Source organism: Rhizobium sp. P1_C7 (assembly GCF_056406295.1).
In genome coordinates, this window is record NZ_JBFUAL010000001.1 from 63,229 (window position 1) to 83,946 (window position 20,718).

19 protein-coding genes, 1 tRNA gene and 1 pseudogene are annotated in these 20,718 nt (G+C 61.1%); 9 read left to right on the plus strand and 12 right to left on the minus strand.

Features of this window, described 5'->3' with window-relative positions; genetic code table 11:
* The first annotated feature begins 29 nt into the window (after positions 1-29).
* Positions 30-2,168: a polyribonucleotide nucleotidyltransferase gene (gene pnp / locus AC1D2R_RS00340; RefSeq protein ID WP_477963652.1), complete on the plus strand. Its 2,139-nt coding sequence runs from the start codon at positions 30-32 to the stop codon at positions 2,166-2,168.
* 74 nt (positions 2,169-2,242) lie between these two features.
* Positions 2,243-3,259 (plus strand): class I SAM-dependent methyltransferase, encoded by a 1,017-nt coding sequence (locus AC1D2R_RS00345; RefSeq protein WP_477963654.1) that lies wholly within the window; start codon positions 2,243-2,245, stop codon positions 3,257-3,259.
* A gap of 4 nt (positions 3,260-3,263) precedes the next feature.
* On the opposite strand, the pseudogene AC1D2R_RS00350 reads toward AC1D2R_RS00345, so the two are convergent.
* The 4 genes and pseudogenes from AC1D2R_RS00350 to fabA all read right to left on the minus strand — a co-directional run.
* Positions 3,264-3,409 (minus strand): annotated as a pseudogene (locus tag AC1D2R_RS00350) (type II toxin-antitoxin system HicB family antitoxin); the annotation flags it as partial.
* Between the two features lie 91 nt (positions 3,410-3,500).
* On the minus strand, positions 3,501-4,307 hold the full coding sequence (fabI, locus tag AC1D2R_RS00355) for an enoyl-ACP reductase FabI (RefSeq protein WP_477963656.1): 807 nt from the start codon (positions 4,305-4,307) through the stop codon (positions 3,501-3,503).
* Between the two features lie 5 nt (positions 4,308-4,312).
* Positions 4,313-5,536: a beta-ketoacyl-ACP synthase I gene (gene fabB / locus AC1D2R_RS00360; RefSeq protein ID WP_477963658.1), complete on the minus strand. Its 1,224-nt coding sequence runs from the start codon at positions 5,534-5,536 to the stop codon at positions 4,313-4,315.
* Between the two features lie 57 nt (positions 5,537-5,593).
* A complete protein-coding gene (gene fabA, locus AC1D2R_RS00365) occupies positions 5,594-6,109 on the minus strand; it encodes a 3-hydroxyacyl-[acyl-carrier-protein] dehydratase FabA (protein ID WP_477963660.1) in 516 nt (171 codons plus the stop codon).
* 302 nt (positions 6,110-6,411) lie between these two features.
* On the opposite strand from fabA, the gene irrA reads away from it, so the two are divergent.
* The gene (gene irrA, locus AC1D2R_RS00370; protein WP_477963662.1) at positions 6,412-6,831 is read left to right on the plus strand and encodes an iron response transcriptional regulator IrrA; all 420 of its coding nucleotides are present in this window, start codon (positions 6,412-6,414) and stop codon (positions 6,829-6,831) included.
* Between the two features lie 2 nt (positions 6,832-6,833).
* Here the strand turns inward: irrA and AC1D2R_RS00375 are convergent, their stop codons facing one another.
* Positions 6,834-7,469, minus strand: coding sequence for a trimeric intracellular cation channel family protein (locus AC1D2R_RS00375; protein WP_477963664.1), 636 nt, complete (start codon positions 7,467-7,469; stop codon positions 6,834-6,836).
* A 119-nt stretch (positions 7,470-7,588) separates the two neighbouring features.
* Here AC1D2R_RS00375 and AC1D2R_RS00380 point away from each other — a divergent pair, with 119 nt between their 5' ends.
* Positions 7,589-8,071, plus strand: a complete 483-nt coding sequence (locus AC1D2R_RS00380; protein WP_477963666.1) for a hypothetical protein — start codon at positions 7,589-7,591, stop codon at positions 8,069-8,071.
* A gap of 6 nt (positions 8,072-8,077) precedes the next feature.
* Here the strand turns inward: AC1D2R_RS00380 and AC1D2R_RS00385 are convergent, their stop codons facing one another.
* From AC1D2R_RS00385 to AC1D2R_RS00400, 4 genes are all read right to left on the minus strand, one after another.
* Positions 8,078-8,863 (minus strand): YdcF family protein, encoded by a 786-nt coding sequence (locus AC1D2R_RS00385; RefSeq protein ID WP_477963668.1) that lies wholly within the window; start codon positions 8,861-8,863, stop codon positions 8,078-8,080.
* A gap of 151 nt (positions 8,864-9,014) precedes the next feature.
* On the minus strand, positions 9,015-9,731 hold the full coding sequence (locus AC1D2R_RS00390) for a YoaK family protein (protein WP_477963670.1): 717 nt from the start codon (positions 9,729-9,731) through the stop codon (positions 9,015-9,017).
* A 409-nt stretch (positions 9,732-10,140) separates the two neighbouring features.
* Positions 10,141-10,216: transfer RNA gene (locus tag AC1D2R_RS00395), tRNA-Ala, on the minus strand.
* Positions 10,217-10,369: 153 nt separating this feature from the next.
* Complete coding sequence (locus AC1D2R_RS00400; protein ID WP_057467049.1) at positions 10,370-10,762, minus strand: TIGR02300 family protein; 393 nt, start codon at positions 10,760-10,762, stop codon at positions 10,370-10,372.
* 251 nt (positions 10,763-11,013) lie between these two features.
* On the opposite strand from AC1D2R_RS00400, the gene AC1D2R_RS00405 reads away from it, so the two are divergent.
* The 3 genes from AC1D2R_RS00405 to rpsA all read left to right on the plus strand — a co-directional run bounded on the left by AC1D2R_RS00405 (position 11,014) and on the right by rpsA (position 14,182).
* Positions 11,014-11,655 carry an FMN-binding negative transcriptional regulator gene (locus AC1D2R_RS00405; protein ID WP_477963672.1) on the plus strand — a complete coding sequence of 214 codons (642 nt, stop codon included), beginning with the start codon at positions 11,014-11,016 and terminating at the stop codon, positions 11,653-11,655.
* Positions 11,652-12,311, plus strand: a complete 660-nt coding sequence (gene cmk / locus AC1D2R_RS00410; RefSeq protein ID WP_477963674.1) for a (d)CMP kinase — start codon at positions 11,652-11,654, stop codon at positions 12,309-12,311. The genes AC1D2R_RS00405 and cmk overlap by 4 nt, the downstream gene beginning before the upstream one ends.
* Before the next feature lie 167 nt (positions 12,312-12,478).
* On the plus strand, positions 12,479-14,182 hold the full coding sequence (gene rpsA, locus AC1D2R_RS00415) for a 30S ribosomal protein S1 (protein WP_037062884.1): 1,704 nt from the start codon (positions 12,479-12,481) through the stop codon (positions 14,180-14,182).
* Between the two features lie 92 nt (positions 14,183-14,274).
* Here rpsA and AC1D2R_RS00420 read toward each other — a convergent pair whose 3' ends face one another.
* From AC1D2R_RS00420 to AC1D2R_RS00430, 3 genes are all read right to left on the minus strand, one after another.
* Positions 14,275-15,846 (minus strand): hypothetical protein, encoded by a 1,572-nt coding sequence (locus tag AC1D2R_RS00420; RefSeq protein ID WP_477963676.1) that lies wholly within the window; start codon positions 15,844-15,846, stop codon positions 14,275-14,277.
* Positions 15,847-16,072: 226 nt separating this feature from the next.
* Positions 16,073-16,699, minus strand: coding sequence for a ribonuclease D (locus AC1D2R_RS00425; RefSeq protein WP_477963678.1), 627 nt, complete (start codon positions 16,697-16,699; stop codon positions 16,073-16,075).
* A gap of 129 nt (positions 16,700-16,828) precedes the next feature.
* Complete coding sequence (locus tag AC1D2R_RS00430; protein ID WP_477963680.1) at positions 16,829-17,635, minus strand: MerR family transcriptional regulator; 807 nt, start codon at positions 17,633-17,635, stop codon at positions 16,829-16,831.
* 201 nt (positions 17,636-17,836) lie between these two features.
* Here AC1D2R_RS00430 and AC1D2R_RS00435 point away from each other — a divergent pair, with 201 nt between their 5' ends.
* Both AC1D2R_RS00435 and AC1D2R_RS00440 read left to right on the plus strand, forming a co-directional pair.
* Positions 17,837-19,117, plus strand: a complete 1,281-nt coding sequence (locus tag AC1D2R_RS00435; RefSeq protein WP_477963682.1) for a 4-aminobutyrate--2-oxoglutarate transaminase — start codon at positions 17,837-17,839, stop codon at positions 19,115-19,117.
* Positions 19,118-19,153: 36 nt separating this feature from the next.
* The gene (locus tag AC1D2R_RS00440) at positions 19,154-20,635 is read left to right on the plus strand and encodes an NAD-dependent succinate-semialdehyde dehydrogenase (RefSeq protein WP_477963684.1); all 1,482 of its coding nucleotides are present in this window, start codon (positions 19,154-19,156) and stop codon (positions 20,633-20,635) included.
* Positions 20,636-20,718: the final 83 nt, after the last annotated feature.

A 20,718-nucleotide genomic window follows, 5' to 3' on the forward strand; every position in this document is an offset into this window, starting at 1 on the left:
GCGTGCTCCCGCATTGAAGGACAAGACATATGTTTGATACCCATACCGTGGAAATCGAGTGGGCAGGCCGCCCGCTGAAGCTCGAAACCGGCAAGATCGCCCGTCAGGCTGACGGCGCAGTTCTCGCGACCTACGGCGAAACAGTGGTCCTCGCCACCGTCGTTTCCGCCAAGGCGCCGAAGCCGGGCCAGGACTTCTTCCCGCTGACCGTCAACTACCAGGAAAAGACCTACGCAGCCGGCAAGATCCCCGGTGGCTACTTCAAGCGCGAAGGTCGCCCGTCTGAAAAGGAAACGCTGGTTTCGCGTCTGATCGACCGCCCGATCCGCCCGCTGTTCCCGGAAGGCTACAAGAACGACACGCAGGTCGTCGTCACAGTCATTCAGCACGATCTTGAAAACGATCCGGATGTGCTGTCGATGGTTGCGGCTTCCGCTGCACTGACGCTCTCCGGCGTTCCCTTCATGGGCCCCGTCGGCGGCGCCCGCGTCGGCTACATCAACGGCGAATACGTTCTCAACCCGCACCTCGACGAGATGGAAGAGTCGATCCTCGACCTCGTTGTTGCAGGCACGCACGACGCCGTTCTGATGGTTGAATCCGAAGCCAAGGAACTCAACGAAGAAGTCATGCTCGGCGCAGTCATGTTCGGTCATCGCGGCTTCCAGCCGGTTCTGGACGCGATCATCAAGCTCGCTGAAGTTGCCGCCAAGGAGCCCCGCGACTTCCAGCCGGAAGACCATTCCGAGCTCGAAGCCGACATGCTCAAGCATTTCGAAGCCGAACTGCGCGAAGGCTACAAGATCACCCAGAAGGCTGATCGCTACGCAGCCGTCGATGCCGTCAAGGCCAAGGTCAAGGCTCACTTCTTCCCGGAAGGCGTCGAGCCGAAGTACACGCCCGAAGTGATCGGCGCCGTGTTCAAGCACCTGCAGGCGAAGATCGTTCGTTGGAACATCCTCGACACCAAGAGCCGGATCGACGGCCGCGATCTCGAAACCGTTCGTCCGATCGTCTCGGAAGTCGGCCTCCTGCCGCGCACCCACGGTTCTGCGCTCTTCACCCGCGGTGAAACGCAGGCGATCGTTGTTGCCACCCTGGGCACCGGCGAAGACGAGCAGTACGTCGACAGCCTGACGGGCATGTACAAGGAGCGCTTCCTGCTCCATTACAACTTCCCTCCCTACTCGGTTGGCGAAACCGGCCGCATGGGCTCCCCGGGCCGTCGCGAAATCGGCCACGGCAAGCTCGCATGGCGCGCTATCCGCCCGATGCTCCCGACCGCCGAGCAGTTCCCCTACACGCTGCGCGTCGTCTCCGAGATCACCGAGTCGAACGGCTCGTCCTCGATGGCTACCGTTTGCGGCACCTCGCTCGCTCTGATGGACGCCGGTGTTCCGCTTGCAAAGCCGGTTGCCGGTATCGCCATGGGTCTGATCCTCGAAGGCGATCGCTTTGCGGTCCTCTCCGACATTCTCGGTGACGAAGACCACCTCGGCGACATGGACTTCAAGGTTGCAGGTACCGCTGACGGCATTACCTCGCTGCAGATGGACATCAAGATCGCCGGCATCACCGAGGAGATCATGAAGGTCGCCCTCAGCCAGGCTCAGGGCGGTCGCAAGCACATCCTCGGCGAGATGGCCAACGCCATCACCGAAAGCCGTGGCCAGCTCGGCGAATTCGCTCCGCGCATCGAAGTCATGAACATTCCGGTCGACAAGATCCGTGAAGTCATCGGTTCTGGCGGCAAGGTCATTCGCGAAATCGTCGAAAAGACCGGCGCGAAGATCAACATCGAAGACGACGGCACCGTCAAGATCGCTTCTTCTTCCGGCAAGGAAATCGAAGCAGCCCGCAAGTGGATCCACTCGATCGTTGCCGAGCCTGAGATCAACCAGATCTACGAAGGCACGGTCGTCAAGACCGCGGACTTCGGCGCTTTCGTCAACTTCTTCGGCGCCCGCGACGGCCTCGTCCACATCTCGCAGCTCGCTTCCGAGCGCGTTGCCAAGACGCAGGACGTCGTCAAGGAAGGCCAGAAGGTTTGGGTCAAGCTCCTCGGCTTCGACGAGCGTGGCAAGGTCCGCCTGTCGATGAAGGTTGTCGACCAGGCAACCGGCCAGGAAATCCCTGCCGACAAGAAGAAGGAAGAAGCAGCCGAATAAGCTGCGCCTTCCCAAGACTTCATGGGCGCGGGTAGTTTCCGCGCCCTTTTTGTATTCGAGAACGAGATAGAGCCATGAGCAGCGACACGCTGAAAACCCTGTTCCATCCCTTTGTAAGCGGCACCGTCGAGGCGCCGGGCGAGGGAGAGCGCGTGCTGTTCCTCGGCGCCGAGGCGGGCTTTGCACTGCCGGAGGGCTTTGCTGCCTCTCTGAGCGCCGTACAGGGCTTCCGGCCGATTTACAGGCAGTTGCTCTCCCAGCGCATCGAAACCACGCCAGAGATAGAAGGCGAGGACTACGACGCGGTTCTCGTACTCTGCAACAAGCACAAGGGCGAAAACGAGGCGAACATTGCCACGGCGCTCGGCCGCGTGAAAATCGGCGGCCTTGTCGTGATCGCCGGCGGCAAGGAGGACGGCATCCAGCCGCTGCGCAAACGCATGGAAGCCTTCGGACTCTCGATCGAGCACATGCCGAAATACCACGGGGTCGCCTTCTGGTTCGGCGCACCCGCCGATGCCAGCGGGATCATTGCCAAGTTCGCCAAGCCGCCGGTGCGCGTCGACGGCCGCTTCGAGGCATCCGCCGGGATGTTCTCGCACGACCGCATCGATGACGGTTCGGAACTGCTTGCCTCGCGTCTGCCTGTCGATTTCACTGGCGAGGTTGCCGATTTCGGTGCCGGCTGGGGCTATCTCTCGGTTGAAATGGCCGCACGCTCACCGGGCGTGGGCCGCCTCGACCTCTACGAGGCCAATCACGCCGCGCTGGAGGCTGCCAAGGCCAATGTGGCGGAGAACTGCCCGAAGGTGCCTGCGCGCTTCTTCTGGCACGACCTGGCCGCCGAGCCGGTCAAGGACAAGTACGACCTTGTGATCATGAACCCGCCCTTCCACGAAGGCCACGCCGCTGAACCTTCGCTCGGCCAGGCAATGATCAAGACGGCCGCATCGTCGCTGCGGGGCGGCGGCCGCTTGCTGCTCGTGGCCAATCGAGGCCTGCCGTACGAGCCTGTGCTGGCGGCAAACTTCAAGGAAAGCGGCGAGACCTGCCGCAACGCTCGCTTCAAGGTGCTCTGGGCGAAGAAGTAGTCGCTTAGGCGGCTTCGATTTTCTTGCGAGCAGCGCTCGCGAGGAATGCGGAGCGCGTCAGGCCGCGTTCCTTTGCGGACGCGTCAATCGCGCCCAGTCGAAGGTGACGGAGCGAACCGGTCGCGTCGTGTTTTCGATGAATGGCACGCGGGCGGCAAGGGTTCTTACCTATTGAATCAAATAAAAAGGCCATGCGCAATACAATGCGCATGGCCTTTGGCTGCTTCCAATGGCTGGCCGCTTACTCGACGTCTGCCTTGCGCAGCGTCTCGAGCGCCGGCATCGATGTGATGTTGTAGCCTGCGTCGACGAAATGGATCTCGCCGGTAACGCCGGCCGAAAGGTCGGAGAGCAGGTACAGCGCCGAGCTTCCGACATGATCGATCGTCACGGTCTTGCGCATCGGCGAATTGCGCTGGTTCCACGAAAGAATGGCGCGCGCGTCCGAAATGCCGGCACCGGCGAGTGTCCGGATCGGACCTGCCGAGATCGCGTTGACGCGAATGCCCTGCGGGCCGTAGTCGGCGGCGAGGTAACGCACGGACGCCTCGAGCGCAGCCTTGGCGACGCCCATGACGTTGTAGTTCGGGATCACGCGCGTCGAGCCATTGTAGGTCAGCGTCAGCATCGAGCCGCCGTCGTTCATCAGCGGCGCACAGCGCTTGGCGATCTCGGTGAATGAGAAACAGGAGATCACCATCGTGCGGCTGAAGTTGTCGCGCGTGGTGTCAGCGTAGAGGCCCTTCAGCTCGTTCTTGTCGGAAAAGCCGATGGCGTGAACGATGAAGTCGAGCTTGCCCCAGCGCTCCTTGATGGCGTCTACGACGCCATCAACGGATGCGAGGTCCTCGACATCGCACGGCAGAATGAAGTCGGAACCGACTTCGGCCGCGAGCGGCTTGACACGCTTGCCCAGCGCATCGCCCTGATAGGTGAAGGCAAGCTCTGCGCCCTGCGCCGCAAGTGCTTTCGAAATCCCCCAGGCGATGGAATGATTGTTCGCGACGCCCATGATGAGGCCGCGCTTTCCCTGCATGAATCCCGTCATTATTATTATCCGTTATGGCGCTGGAAGACGAGCGTGGCATTGGTGCCGCCGAAGCCGAAGGAGTTGGAAAGGGCGATGTCGATCTTGGCGTCATCGATGCGCTTGCGAACGATCGGTACGCCGTCGAATTCGGGGTCGAGCTGGGCAATATGCGCGCTTTCACCGATGAAGCCGGCCTGCATCATCAGAAGCGAGTAGATCGATTCCTGGACACCTGCGGCACCCAGCGAATGACCCGTCAGCGACTTGGTCGACTGAATGTGCGGAATCTTGGCCCCGAACACTTCGCGAATGGCGCCGATTTCCTTGCTGTCGCCGACCGGCGTCGAGGTGCCGTGCGTGTTGACGTAGTCGACATCGCCCTTGACCGTGGCAAGCGCCTGGCGCATGCAGCGGACAGCGCCTTCGCCCGATGGCGCGACCATGTCGTAGCCATCGGAGGTCGCGCCGTAGCCGACGATTTCGGCATAGATCTTGGCGCCGCGTGCCTTGGCATGCTCGAGTTCCTCGAGAACGAGAACGCCGGCACCGCCGGCGATGACGAAGCCGTCGCGACTAACGTCGTAGGCGCGTGAGGCGGTCGCCGGCGTATCGTTGTACTTGGAGGACATCGCGCCCATCGCATCGAAGAGGTTGGACATGGTCCAGTCGAGATCTTCGTGACCGCCGGCGAACATGATGTCCTGCTTGCCCCACTGGATCATCTCGGCGGCATTGCCAATGCAATGCGCCGACGTCGAGCAAGCCGAGGAGATCGAGTAGTTGACGCCGTGGATCTTGAACCAGGTGGCGAGCGTCGCCGACGCGGTCGAGGACATAGCCTTCGGCACGGCAAAGGGGCCGATGCGCTTCGGGCTGTTGTTCTTGATGGTAATCTCGGCGGCTTCGATGAGCGTACGCGTGGACGGGCCGCCCGAGCCCATGATGATGCCGGTGCGCTCGTTGTTGCTGATGTCGCTTTCTTCCAGACCGGAATCGGCGATCGCCTGCTTCATAGCCACATGGTTCCAGGCGCCGCCCTGCGAAAGAAAGCGCATGGCGCGGCGATCGACCAGCTCGGTCGGGTCGAGCGTCGGACGACCCCATACCTGGCACTTGAAGCCGTGTTCGGCAAAATCGTTGGAGAAGGAAATGCCGGACTTGGCATCGCGTAGCGAGGCAGTGACCTCGGCGGCATCATTGCCGATCGAGGAAACAACGCCCAGACCCGTGACAACTACCCGTCTCATGTGCTTCGACCTTTTCTTTTTTTGTAACTTGGAAAACCGGGCGCGCGCCCGGTGCAATCACTCGGCCTTGTCTTTTGACAGGCCGACGCGCAGGTCGCTCGCCTGATAGATGACCTCGCCATCGGCCTTCAGCCAGCCGTCGGCCGTGCCGAGGACCAGGCGACCGCGCATAACGCGCTTGAAATCGATTCCGTACTCAAGAAGCTTCGTCGTCGGGCGGATCATGCCCTTGAACTTCACTTCTCCTGTCGAGAGTGCCATGCCGCGCCCGGGTTCGCCGAGCCAACCCAGGAAGAAGCCGGTCAACTGCCACATGCCGTCGAGGCCAAGGCAGCCGGGCATGATGGGGTTGCCGGCGAAGTGGCAAGGAAAATACCAGTCATCGGGCTTCACGTCATACTCGGCGCGAATATAGCCCTTGTCGAAGCTGCCGCCCGTCTCGGAGATGTCCGTAATGCGGTGGACCATCAGCATCGGTGGGAGGGGTAGCTGCGCATTGCCCGGGCCAAATAGCTCGCCGCGGCCACAGGCCAGGATTTCCTCGTAGTTGAAGCTGGATTGTTTCGTCGCCATGAAAACTCTAATTCCCCCCGCAACTGTGCCGATGGATGTGAACGTTTAGTCCAAGTTCAGCAGAAAATGAAGCACAAGCATGGCTGAGCCCCACCCACCGACGAAGACCGCCTGTGCGCCTTATTTGGTGGTCGAATACAGGAAGGCCAAGGCCGCGACCAGAGTTAATTACGCCAAAACCCCGATTTCGCGGCCTTTTCGCTCCTGTTGTCCCCATTGAAACTATTGAAAGGCTTTTGCGCAAAAGTTATATGGCTAGGGAAACCTGATTGCGTGACGCTAGATTAATTGGAGTTTGTCGGATGGCGGCTGAAGCCCCGCTTACCATAGAAGCAAGGCTGCGTGGCGCTGGCCTGCGGCCGACGCGTCAGCGGGTCGCGCTGGGCGACCTGCTGTTTGCCAAGGGTGATCGGCATCTGACCGTCGAGGAACTGCACGAGGAGGCGGTGGTCGCTGGCGTGCCGGTGTCGCTGGCAACCGTTTATAACACGCTGCATCAATTCACCGAGGCAGGCATGATCCGCGTCCTTGCCGTTGAGAGCGCCAGGACGTATTTCGACACGAACGTCTCCGATCACCACCATTTCTTTGTCGAGGGCTTGAATGACGTGCTCGATATTCCGGTCAGCAACCTGACCATCGGCAACTTGCCGGAGCCTCCTGAGGGCCTGGAAATCGCTCATGTCGATGTGATCATCCGGCTGCGCCCGAAGCGGCGCTGATCTTACATCAAGTCGTCGGGATGGCGGCCGGGCTTGGCCATGTAGGTCGGAAACGTCCAACCGAAATGGAGCGCACCGCCGCGCACCGCAAACGCGGCAATCACGCCGACCGCCGAGGCCGAGTACTGCGGCAGATCGAGCGTGTTCGCGGCCGTGAAGATGCCGGCGCCGACTAGGGCTGCGGTTATATAGATCTCGGGCCGCAACAACACCGATGGCTCGTTTGCAAGCAAGTCGCGCAGAACGCCGCCGAACGTCGCCGTCAGCGTGCCGGTAACGATGGCGATCGTCGGCGAACCCGTTGCCGCAAGTCCCTTGGCTGCCCCCATAACACAGTATGCCGAAAGGCCCACGGCATCGAGCCAGATCAGCAATCGGTACCGTGACTCGACCCTGTGCGCAGTGAAGAAGACGACGATACCGACGGCGCAGCAGACGAGAACATAGGTGGGATTGAGAACCCAGAAGACCGGCACGCGGCCGAGCACGATGTCGCGCACCGTGCCGCCGCCGGTGCCGGTGACGATCGCGAAAAACAGGAAGCCGATTAGATCGAGTTGCTTGCGGGACGCGGCCAGTGCACCCGTTGCCGCAAAAAGCGCAACGCCGGCATAGTCCAGGTAGACGAAAGGCAACATCAGTCCTCCAGAGCCGGCAGAATTCTTGGATGAGTCAATCACGGTGGCAAGGGCGGCGCAAGCCGGGTAAGGCAATGTGTCTGCCCAACAGCGTCCTTATCCGACCAAAAGAGAAACCCGTGAAAACGCTCCTGATCGCCCTGAACCTTGTCGCTTACCTCGTGATCCCCGTTGCGGCCTTCGCCCAGCAGTCGCTGATTTCCGACCCGGAGATCTACGAGAAGAAGCATTTTCAAGAGCAGTGCACCAAGGCGGAATTCACTGACGGTTACATTATCCGTCAGGACATCAACAATGACGGGTTAATCGACGCGGTCGTCAACGAAGGGGAACTCACCTGCGACGGCGAGAAGGGTCCGCAGTGCAACGACGACGGCTGCACCTACAATTTCTATCTCCAGGTGGCCGAAGGCGGTTACTTCATGATCGCGACGGCGCAGATCTACGGCTACGACTTCGTCCAGCGCTTCGGCAACATGGTCCTGGCCATGAAAATGCACCCGCGCTTCTGTGACCGGCCCGATGCGGACAGGCAAAAGGAACCCTGCACCGTGACTGCGCGCGTGCGCGGCACGAAGTTTGTCACCATTTCCAGAAAGTAGCCTTGCTCAGCCGGGATAGATCGCGGACGTGCGGCCGGCGAAGTAATAGCCGACGAGCCCGAACCATTCGCGTATTGCCGTCGCAAGGTTTTGCGAATTCCGGCCGGGTTGCGTGAAGTCGAGCCCCAGCCCCTCGTGTCCATCCGTCCGATAGTCCGCCGGCCAGGGAACCACGTCGATCCCGAGCTTGCGGAAGATGCCGACCGAACGCGGCATGTGATAGCCGGAGGTAATCAGGAGGCAGTTCGACAACCCTTGGCTTGCGAGAAGCTCCTTCGTATTCACGGCGTTCTCGAAGGTCGTGCGCGATGTCGTTTCCTCGAGCAGGCGCTCCCTGGTAACGCCGAACAGCGGGAAGAAGCGGGCAGATATCACCGCATCCCCCTCGTAGACGCCCGACATGGAGCCGTCGCCGCCGGAGATCAGGATGCGCGCCTGCGGATACTTCTGCGCCAGCCGCAGCGCCTCGACGAAGCGGTCACCGCCCGCGTTGAGCTCGATGCCGTGGCGGGCGGTATTGACCTCGTTTTCAAAGGCGCCGCCGAGCACGATCATGCATTGCAGGTTCTGCGGATCCTGCAGCTTTGGAAAACGATCCTCCAGTCCCTCCAGCATGTAGTTACCGATCGTCGTGTACAGCGTCACGAAGAGGATCAGGCCCGCCAGCGTCGACGACAGCAGGCTGATGCCTCGCCAGCGGATCAATCCGGAAAGCACAGCAACCAGGACGAACAGGAAAGCCAGCGACAGCGGCTGACCGAAAATCCAGACAAGCTTCGAAAAGAGAAACAAGAACGAACTCCTTCAATCGTCTCCCGTCTTCTAGAGCAATTCCAGCAAAAGTGGCTAGCGGTTTTGCGTTCGGAAGTGCTTGAAAAGAAACGGTTATAGCGTTTTCCGCGATTCGGAAAAAAGCGGAAAGCTGAGAGCACCAATGCGCCGATCATCCAACGCGCGGTGCCGGACGCGCCTGACCACTCTGATTGAAACGGCGCTGGAGCGGCTTCGGAATGAGAAGAGCGGCCAGCGCCACCAGCATGGCAAAAACCGAGATGAACCAGAGCGCGCCGGTTCCGGCGATATGCGCCAGCAGCGCGCCGACTATGGCACCCGCCAGCATGCCGATCCACGGAACGATCTGGATCGTCCAGTCAAGGCGGCGGTCACCGAGGATCCAGCGACCGATGCCGCGCCCGAAGCGCGACAGGGGACCGGTCACGTAGGTCAGCCCGATCGGCAGCCCTTCGATATGCTCAATGGCGGCATTCACCATGCCCATAGAGGCGACGATCAGGTAGAAGGGCGGTATCGTCAGGCTGTCAGCCGTCAGCAGCGATGCAAGCGCCAGCATGGCGCTGACGCTTGCGAGCACTACGAAGATCCGGCGCTCGGCGAAATGGGCAATGACGATGCCGGCCGCGTTTCCGAGCACGAAGACGACGATCGCCGAAAGAAGAACGGCCGCATGACGCAGATTGCCATCGCCAAGCGCCAGGGCCGCCCGTGTCGTGTTGCCCGTCATGAAGGAAACGAAGTCGCCGGTCAGGGCAAGTCCCGTCGCATCCGTCATTCCGGCGAGAAAGGAAATCGCGCCAGCCAGCGCAAGGCCGGTCGCCGTTCGTCGCGTGCGGATGATGTGTCTTCGTCTTTGTCTCGTCATCAGTCGGCATCCCTGGCAGCCGGTCGCGCCAGCATCGCATGCAGGTTAGCGATAGACGCTAAAGAATTAGCAAATCTGCACTGCGTTCTTCTGCTTTGGTTCTTCCGCCACGACGCGCAACCCGCCGGTCGGCGATGCGTGCTCTGATCGGCATCTTACGGAGATCATCATGCCCTTTGGCAAACTCCCCAGGCGACACGCTGCGAGCCACCTTCCCAGTACCGGTCTCATTCTTCCGACCGTCAAGCGCGTGACATCGGCCATAGTCGAGGGATAGCGGATGACACGGCGGGCGCGTAAGCGGCTCGCTTCTCTGGCAATTCGCGCACTGCAAGAAAAGCATGCACTGGCGCGATGCCGTACAGACGGCATTGGTTGCCTAGTTAAATCCTCGAGAACCTAGAAAATTTGGTGGAGCTAAGCGGGATCGAACCGCTGACCTCTTGCATGCCATGCAAGCGCTCTCCCAGCTGAGCTATAGCCCCATCAAGGCGGTCCGGCTTGTGGCCGGTCCTGGGATGCTTCGCGATGTTGTTCGCCTCGCGGAGTGGCGGCTTATTACTTCCGGTTTTCGGAGATAGCAAGCCCAAAAAAATAGGCCCGGCGAATTTTTCTCGTCCGGGCCGATACTTAATCGATCAGACTTCGTCTTCGTCGCCGGTCACGCCGATGATGTCGCTCATGTCGTCGTCATCGTCGTCTTCGTCGGCTTCGAGGAACGTATCGTCGTCGTCATCGCCTTCGATCTCGACATCGTCATCGCCGATATCGGGGATGTCGTCGCCGGAAGCGCCTTCATCGGCGTCCTCGAGCGAAACCAGTTCGACTTCCGTGCTTTCGGTATCGACTTCCGCAACCTCTTCTTCATCCTGGGCGGCCTCTGCGGCAGCAGCAGCCGAGGTTTCCTCGAAGTAGGAGAGGGGGTAGGATTTGCCTGTGTAAGGAGAAACGATCGGATCCCGGTTCAGGTCGTAGAATCTTTTGCCGGTTTCCGGATCGGTACGCTTGGTTCCAAGTTCCGCTTTCGCCACTGTAAGCCTCGTGAGAATGGCCGAATGCTAAATTCGGCAAATGCCGTGAAAACCGGCGTTCTATTCGGAATTTATAAGCCGGTCCCCATAATCGTTGCAGGCTTCCATGTCAAAGCTAAACTTCACGCTTGCCTCGTGCGCGTTGAACAAGGACCGGATGACCGACGCGGACGTTTATGTTAGTGAGCTCGATATTGTTTGTTTGCAACGGAAAACCGGCGGGCGCCGGTGATTTGAACGGGCCGCCGCAGATGTACCAACCCCCGCATTTCCGCGAAGACGATCTAGGCGTGCAGCACGCGCTCATTCGCGCCCATCCGCTCGGCCTGTTGATCACCGCGGGGCAGTCGGGGCTCATTGCCAATTCGGTGCCGTTCCATCTGGATCCGGATGCAGGCGCCAAAGGAACACTGCGTCTGCATGTCGCCAAGCCCAATGCCCAATGGCGCGATATCCAGTCCGGCGCCGAGGTGCTGGCGGTCTTCCAGGGCGCCGACGCCTATGTGACGCCATCCTGGTACAAGACGAAAAAAGAAACCGGCAAGGTCGTGCCGACCTGGAACTACGCGATCGTACAGGCGAGGGGCGCCGCGCGCGTCATCGACGACGCCGATTGGCTGCTGGCGCAGATCACAGCGCTCACCCGCCAGCAGGAGGGAGCCCGCGAGCAACCGTGGGCCGTCGGCGATGCGCCCGATGATTTCATCCGCGCACAGATGAAGGGCATCATCGGCATCGAAATCGAGATTGCCTCGCTCGAGGGCAAGTGGAAAGTAAGCCAGAACAGGCCGGTTGCCGACCGCGAGGGCGTTGCGGCGGGTCTCGGAGAGTTGCCGGATCAGGCTGAGATGATTGACCTTGTCCGACGCTACGGCGGATTGACGACGGAATGAATACATTGACGAGCTCCAGCAGTTTCACCATCGCCATCGACGGCCCGGCAGCTGCCGGCAAGGGTACGCTGTCGCGCCTTGTCGCCGGCGAGTACGGTTTCCATCACCTGGATACCGGCCTGACCTATCGCGCGACGGCCAAGGCGTTGCTCGATGCCGGCCAGCCGCTCGACGACGAGGCGATCGCCGAAAAGATGGCGCGCGAGGTTGAACTCGGCGGCCTGGATCGCGATATCCTGTCCAAGCATGAGATCGGCGAAGCCGCGTCCAAGATTGCCGTGATGCCGGCAGTGCGGCGGGCGCTGGTCGAGGCGCAGCGGCGGTTTTCCGAAAAGCACCCCGGCACCGTCCTCGACGGCCGTGATATCGGGACCGTGGTCTGCCCGGGCGCACCGGTCAAGCTCTATGTGACCGCCTCGCCGCAGGTGCGTGCGAAGCGCCGCTACGACGAGATTGTCGCCCGGGGCGCGGAAGCCGATTTCGAGGCGATTTTCGACGATGTCAAGCGGCGCGACGAACGCGACATGGGAAGGGCCGACAGCCCTTTGAAACCAGCGGACGACGCGCACTTGCTAGATACGTCGGAAATGAGTATAGAGGCCGCGTTTCAAGCTGCGAAATCGATCATCGACGTAGCCTTGAGCCGACACATATAATTTCGAGCGATATGCCCAAGCCTTGCCTGGGCCGCTTGGAAAAGACAAGCCTGAAATTCCGTCCAAGCGCCGGATTGCCTTTGAAGAGAGGGCGGACTGGGTTCAGGCTCATTCAACACGAACCAACCGGCGCATACGTGTCCAGATTCGGATACGCAGGAGATTTCATGTCAGTAGCTACTCCCTCTCGCGAAGATTTCGCGGCCCTTCTCGAAGAGTCCTTTGCCAAGAACGATCTGGCCGAAGGCTATGTCACCAAGGGTATCGTCACGGCAATCGAGAAGGACTCTGCCGTTGTCGACGTCGGCCTGAAGGTCGAAGGTCGCATCCTACTCAAGGAATTCGGCGCCAAGGCCAAGGACGGCACGCTCAAGGTCGGCGACGAAGTCGAAGTTTACGTTGAGCGCATCGAAAACGCTCTCGGCGAAGCAGTTCTGTCGCGCGAGAAGGCTCGCCGCGAAGAAAGCTGGATCAAGCTCGAAGCCAAGTTCGAAGCTGGCGAGCGCGTCGAAGGCGTTATCTTCAACCAAGTCAAGGGCGGCTTCACGGTCGACCTCGACGGCGCGATTGCCTTCCTGCCGCGTTCGCAGGTCGACATCCGCCCGATCCGCGACGTTACGCCGCTGATGCACAACCCGCAGCCCTTCGAAATCCTCAAGATGGACAAGCGTCGCGGCAACATCGTCGTATCGCGTCGTACGGTTCTGGAAGAATCCCGTGCCGAGCAGCGTTCTGAAATCGTTCAGAACCTCGAAGAAGGCCAGGTTGTTGACGGCGTCGTCAAGAACATCACCGATTACGGTGCGTTCGTTGACCTCGGCGGCATCGACGGCCTGCTGCACGTCACCGACATGGCGTGGCGCCGTGTGAACCATCCGTCGGAAATCCTGTCCATTGGCCAGCAGGTCAAGGTTCAGATCATCCGCATCAACCAGGAAACCCACCGCATCTCGCTCGGCATGAAGCAGCTCGAGTCGGATCCGTGGGATGGCATCCAGGCCAAGTATCCGGAAGGCAAGAAGATTTCCGGTACGGTCACGAACATCACCGACTACGGTGCGTTCGTCGAGCTGGAGCCGGGCATCGAAGGCCTGATCCACATCTCGGAAATGTCCTGGACCAAGAAGAACGTACACCCCGGCAAGATCCTGTCCACGAGCCAGGAAGTCGAAGTCGTCGTTCTCGAAGTCGACCCGTCCAAGCGTCGTATTTCGCTCGGCCTCAAGCAGACGCTGGAAAATCCGTGGGCGGCGTTTGCTCGCAATCATCCCGCTGGCACTGAAGTCGAAGGCGAAGTCAAGAACAAGACCGAATTCGGCCTGTTCATCGGCCTCGACGGCGATGTTGACGGCATGGTGCACCTCTCTGACCTCGACTGGAACCGTCCGGGCGAACAGGTCATCGAAGAGTTCAACAAGGGTGACGTGGTCAAGGCTGTCGTTCTCGATGTTGACGTCGAAAAGGAACGCATCTCGCTCGGCATCAAGCAGCTCGGCAAGGATGCAGTCGGCGAAGCGGCAGCTTCCGGCGACCTGCGCAAGAATGCAGTCGTTTCCTGCGAAGTTCTCGCGGTCAACGACGGCGGCGTCGAAGTGAAGCTCGTCAACCACGAAGACATCACCTCGTTCATCCGTCGTGCAGACCTCGCGCGCGATCGCGACGATCAGCGTCCGGAACGCTTCTCGGTTGGCCAGGTTTTTGACGCTCGTGTCACAAACTTCTCCAAGAAGGACCGCAAGGTTATGCTGTCCATCAAGGCTCTGGAAATCGCTGAAGAGAAGGAAGCCGTTGCTCAGTTCGGTTCGTCCGACTCTGGCGCGTCGCTTGGCGACATTCTCGGCGCGGCTCTGAAGAACCGCGGCGGCGAATAATCGTCGGCCTCAAGGCCTGAAGAATTGAAGAACCCGCCGGAGCGATCCGGCGGGTTCTTTGCTTTTTGATGCGTTCGAATGCCGGCTTTGACTTATTCCCAGCCGGCCATGCGCCGATAGAGAGTGTAGGCCTCCTCGGCGACTGGGGGCATGCCAAGGCTCGGAGCGGGAAGCAGTGGTGTTTCGACGCGCGTGTTCGCGCCGTAAGAAGCGACGATTTCCTGGCCTTGCACCTGCGTCTCTGTCTCGGCGTCCTCCGGCGTATCGGATTGGCCATCCGCTTCCTGTTGCTCCGACTGCCGGCCGCCGTCGTGGTCCTCGCGATGCATTTCTCGCGAACCGCCGTCGTCGGCCTCGTCCTTGGCGAACTGGTAGGGTTGGATCGCGTAGGGCACGCCCTCGACGATCTTCATCAGGACCGGCGCGTAGGCCGCATCGATCGTATGCTGAAGCACCGGCGGCGGCTCTATCTCCCGCGCAACCTGTCGGTTCGCGGCCACGCTTGCTGCGGCAGCATCTGTCAGCGGCTGCGATGCAAGCAGCGATGGCTGTCGGGCCGGGCCGTTCGACAGCATCGGGGGGTCGGATGCGCGCCGTAGCTCTTCGGGAATATCGCCGATCAGCGTGTCATCCAGAATGACGTCGATTTCGACAGCGGGATCGACGTCGGCAGCCTCCAGCGGGACCTCGGCCCCCTGGTCGCGAATGATCGCCACAATCAGATCGGTCGCGTCTTCCGACAGGGATGCAGGAATACCCGCCCAGATTTTCGGAATGACCGGTTCGCCCTTGGCAGCACGCGATCGAGCGTCTGCTTTTGTTGCGGTTTCCGCACTTTCAACGGTGGCAACAGTTGTCTCGTCTTCCGGCGGCCGAAGTGTCCCCATCGCCTCGGGCGCTTCAGTTGTGATTGGCCGGCTTGCATTCGTGGCCGCCGGCGTCTTGTCAGCTTCGATCCCGCGCCCTGCAATCTCAGTCAGGACCTCCGACTGTTCGGGGATCTCGGCATCGAGATAAGTGGCTGCGACACTTGCATTTCTGGCAGGCGTATCGGCTGGATCTTCATGTACGGCTGCGGGTGTGGGGCGCGCCGCTAGGGCAAGGTTGTCCCGGTGCAGGATGATTTCCGGCCGCTGTTCCTGCCGCAACGGCGAAGCGTCGTTCTGTCCGTAGGAGCGAGCAACCGCACGCGCCGCCAGGTCACGGTCCTCGTAGCGCACGGTTTCCAGATAGGCGGCAATCCGAGCCGCCTCCGGTCCCGCCGGGTTCTTCAAGGCAGCGGCGAGCAGGCGAAGCGGAACACTGTGACCCTGTGCTGCGAGCCGGCGCTCGACAGCCTCGATCTTGGCGGCCGGCAGCTTCTGGATGGCGTAGACAAGGCGGGAGGCAAAAGCGAGCTCGGTTTCGTCGTCGTCGCGGGGCTGGGAAAGTGCGTCGCCCGCAGCATTGATGACGTCGAGCAGTGCCTCGACCATACGGGCGCGAACGGCGAGCAAAAGAATGTTCAGCTTGGCTGTAACCGCGGAGTTGAGGTCCGGGCTTTCAACGTGATTGACCGGAGCGACCGCCGTCGCTCCCCGAATCACGCCATCTGTGGCGATGGCTGCGCCCTGCCCTTGAGACGAGAAACTTGAACTTGACGCTGCACGAACCGGAGTCAACATGGCATGCTCCTTCTTTCGTAAAGTGCGATGAAGCAGGTGACAAGAAGCCGCGCTCATCCGGCCCTTCGCATTCCCCGGCAGTTCGCTCTGCCTGCGTGGCGCTACATCGCGTCGTCGAATGCATAAAAATTAATGAGCATCCTAGCGAAGTTTGCTTAAGGAATCGCTAATGCCCGGTGCGCGGCAAGCCGCGTCCGGTCTTTCGTCTGATGCGCTGGGAACAATCCTAGCTGTGCGCGAAGATGTCTGCCTCGTCCCAGCCGAGCAGGTCGAGCTTGGCGCGGGTCGGCAGGAATTCGAAGCAAGCATTTGCATGCTCGATGCGACCATCACGGACGAGACGGTCGGTCAGCTTGTCGCGCAGCGCGTGCAGGTAAAGTACATCCGAGGCCGCATATTCAAGCTGCGCCTGCGACAGCTTCGCCGCCGCCCAGTCCGACGACTGCTGCGCCTTGGAAACGTCGACGTCGAGCATTTCCTTTAGATTGTCCTTGAGGCCGTGACGATCCGTGTAGGTGCGACAGAGGCGCGAGGCGATCTTGGTGCAGAATACCGGCTGTGAGGTCACCCCGAAGGTGTGGAACAGTACGGCAATGTCGAACCGGCCGTAGTGGAAAATCTTCTGGCGCGAGGTATCGGCCAGCAGCGCGACGAGATTCGGCGCCTCCTTCTGACCCGCGGCGATGCGGATCACGTCGGCCGAGCCGTCGCCAGGCGAAAGCTGGACGACGCAGAGGCGGTCGCGGCGCGGCACCAGGCCAAGCGTTTCGGTATCGATTGCGATCGCTCCGGTGTAACGGGCGGCATCAGCCGCGGAAATATCGCCTTCGTGGTAACGTATGATGGCCGCCATCGTTCTCGTCTTTCTGTCAAGTGTCTGTGGTGGGGCTATAGCGCAAAGGCCGGCTCCGCGATACCGATTTTGGCGCCGGAATGCTGGCCCCGGACACTGGCCCCGGATACTGGCGCCGGAATGCTGACCTCAGAATGTCGGCGGCGTATTGATCCAGATGAGGATGGTTTCGCCGTCGTGCCGGTTGCGCCAGGAGTGATAGCGACGGCTCTCGAAATAGAGCGAGTCCCCCGGTCCGAGATCGAAGAACTGATCGGAATCGAGCACGAGTTCGAGACGGCCCGAGAGTATGTGCATGAATTCTTCGCCATCGTGGCGATAGGCGCCTTCGCTGGCCGCGCCGGGCGCGAGGACGAACCGGTGGCAGTCCATCATGATGCGGCCCTCGGCGAGAAGCTGGACGGTCACGCCGGGCGTGGTTTCCGGCCATGCGCGCCACTCGCCGGCGCGAACGACGGCCGGAACGTCGTCACGCTCCTCGCCCGAGAGCCGGGATACGGTCGTTCCATAGTACTCCGCAAGGTCGTGCAGCGTCTTGAAGCTGACGCCTTGCGAGGTTCGTTCCAGCGTTGAAAGCGTGGAGGAAGTGATGCGCATGTCGCCGGCAACCTGGTCCAGCGTCTTGCCTGCCGCGTGCCTCAGACTGCGCAGCCGGCGCCCGAGATCCGAAACCGCGCTCGCCTCTGCATTGTCCGACGGATCTTCGCTTTCAAGCGCCTCGCGGATTGCCGCTGGGTTGAGACCGCGCTCGACGCGATACCAGGAAATCCTCTGGAGCCTTGCCACATCTTCCGCGCTATACTGTCTGTGCCCGGTTTCGGAACGGCCAGGGACGACGAGGCCCTGGCTTTCCCAGAGACGCAGGGTGGAGGGGGAAACGCCTGCCAGCCTCGCGGCCTCGGCCACCTTGTAGCGCACGGGCGCGTCATTGCTCATAAGCCAATGCTTTCTGATCTCGTTCTTCTTTGGGGCTGTCGGCAGCCTTGCTGTTTATGTCCAGGAGCATCGCTGAAAACCGCGATGGTTTGAAGCAGAAAATGCCGCTTGCATTCTTGCAGGAAAAATGTAGGAATTTTTTACATTCCCTGCAGAAGTTATGCAAGATAATTCGAAATCCCTTCGACACAGGAGCGCACGATGACCGCGACCACCCTCACAGACCGGAAGAATGCTGCCATCTCACGCGGCGTTGGCATGACCACGCAGATCTACGCCGATCGCGCCGAAAACTCCGAGATCTGGGACAAGGAGGGCCGCCGCTACATCGATTTTGCCGGCGGCATCGCCGTGCTCAACACCGGTCATCGTCATCCGCGCGTGATTGCGGCGGTCAAGGATCAGCTCGACCACTTCACCCATACCTGCCATCAGGTCGTTCCCTATGAGAGCTACGTTCATCTGGCCGAGCGCCTGAATGCGCTGACACCCGGCAATTTCGAGAAGAAGACGATCTTCGTCACGACAGGTGCAGAGGCTGTCGAGAATGCCGTGAAGATCGCGCGCGCAGCGACCGGCCGGTCCGCCGTCATCGCCTTCGGTGGCGGCTTCCACGGCCGCACATTCATGGGCATGGCGCTGACCGGCAAGGTCGTGCCCTACAAGGTCGGCTTCGGCGCGATGCCGGGCGATGTCTTCCATGTCCCGTTCCCGGTCGAACTCCACGGCGTCACCCCGGATCAGTCGATCGCGGCTTTGAAGAAGCTGTTTGCCGCTGATGTCGATCCACAGCGCGTCGCAGCTATCATCATTGAGCCGGTTCAGGGCGAGGGTGGTTTTTATCCAGCGCCTGTCTCATTTCTGAAGGCACTGCGCGAGCTGTGTGATCAGCACGGCATCCTGCTCATCGCCGACGAGGTCCAGACCGGCTTCGCGCGCACGGGCAAGATGTTCGCCATGGATCACCACGAGGTCGCGCCTGACCTGATGACGATGGCCAAAAGCCTCGCTGGCGGCTTCCCTCTCGCAGCGGTAACCGGACGTGCAGAGGTCATGGACGCACCAGGCCCGGGTGGACTTGGCGGCACCTATGGCGGCAACCCGATTGGCATCGCCGCCGCGCACGCCGTCCTCGATGTGATCAAGGACGAGGATCTCTGCGGGCGCGCCAACCAGCTCGGTGGCCGGCTCAAACAGCGCCTGGAATCGTTGCGCGAAAAGGCGCCGGAAATGGTCGATATCCGCGGGCCGGGTTTCATGAACGCCGTCGAGTTCAACGACAGGACGACGAAGCTTCCAAGCGCTGAATTCGCCAATCAGGTGCGCCTGATCGCCCTTGAGAAGGGGTTGATCCTCCTGACTTGCGGCATCCACGGCAATGTCATCCGCTTCCTCGCCCCGATCACCATTCAGGACGACGTCTTTGGCGAGGCGCTCGACATTCTCGAATCCTCGATCCTGGAAGCAAGCGCCGGCAAGTGAGTCGCCCTGCCTATCAATGCCTTCGGAGTACATGACATGGCATTTACGACTGCACTGACCAAACACATTCCCTTCTCTTCACCCTTCCTGCGCGATGCCGGCTATATCAACGGCGTCTGGACCGCGGGCAGTGCGACCGGCACCTTCGACGTCCTCAACCCGTCGACCGGCGAAGTGCTGGCATCGCTGCCCGACATGGGTGCCGTCGAGGCCAGGGATGCGATCGACGCAGCCTACGCCGCACAGCCTGGCTGGGCTGCGCGCCCCGCCAAGGAGCGGGCGACCATCCTGCGGAAATGGTTCGACCTGATGGTCGCCAACGCCGACGAGCTCGCAGCCATCCTGACCGCGGAAATGGGCAAGCCCTTTGCGGAGGCGCGCGGCGAGATACTCTACGCCGCCGCTTACGTCGAATGGTATGCGGAAGAAGCAAAGCGCATCTACGGCGAAACCATTCCCGCGCCGTCGAACGACAAGCGCATGCTCGTCATCAAGCAGCCGGTCGGCGTCGTCGGTACGATCACGCCCTGGAACTTCCCGGCGGCAATGATCACGCGCAAAATAGCGCCGGCGCTCGCCGTCGGCTGCACCGTCGTATCGAAGCCCGCTGAACAGACGCCGCTTTCAGCGATTGCGCTGGCTGTTCTCGCGGAACAGGCGGGCATCCCGCCCGGCGTCTTCAACGTCATCGTCGGCGAAGACGGTCCCGGTATCGGCAAGGGGCTCTGCGGCAACGAGAAGGTGCGCAAGATCAGCTTCACCGGCTCGACGGAAGTCGGCCGCATTCTGATGCGCCAGTGCGCCGACCAGATCAAGAAGATCAGTCTCGAACTCGGCGGCAATGCGCCCTACATTGTTTTTGACGATGCCGATCTCGATGCCGCGGTCGAGGGCGCGCTTGCTTCCAAGTACCGCAATGCCGGCCAGACCTGCGTGTGCGCCAACCGTCTCTATGTCCAATCCGGTGTCTATGACGCCTTCGCGGCCAAGCTTGCGGCAAAGGTCGAAGAGATGTCCGTCGGCGACGGCTTCAAGTCAGGCGTGACGATCGGCCCGCTGATCGACGAGCAGGGCCTTGCCAAGGTCGAAAACCATGTGAGCGACGCTATATCCAAGGGCGCGAAGGTGCTGACGGGCGGCAAGCGTATCGAAGGTGCCGGCACCTTCTTCACGCCGACCGTGTTGACCGGCGTAACGCGGGACATGAATGTGGCACGCGAGGAAACCTTCGGTCCCGTCGCTCCGCTCTTCCGCTTCGACACAGTCGAGGATGTTATCCAGCAGGCCAACGACACCGAGTTCGGTCTCGCGGCCTATTTTTTCGCTGAAGATCTCAAGAAGGTCTGGCGGGTTGCCGAGGCGCTGGAATACGGCATGGTCGGCATCAACACCGGCCTGATGTCTACCGAAACTGCGCCTTTCGGCGGGATCAAGCAGTCGGGCCTTGGCCGCGAGGGCTCGCGCCATGGCGTCGACGATTACCTCGAGATGAAGTATCTCTGCATGGGTAACGTCTGAGCAGGCAAAGAGAGGTCCTTGCCTGAACTGACGCATGCGGGATCGCCGCCAACGGCGGTCCCGCAGTCCGGTGAGGCGCGTTT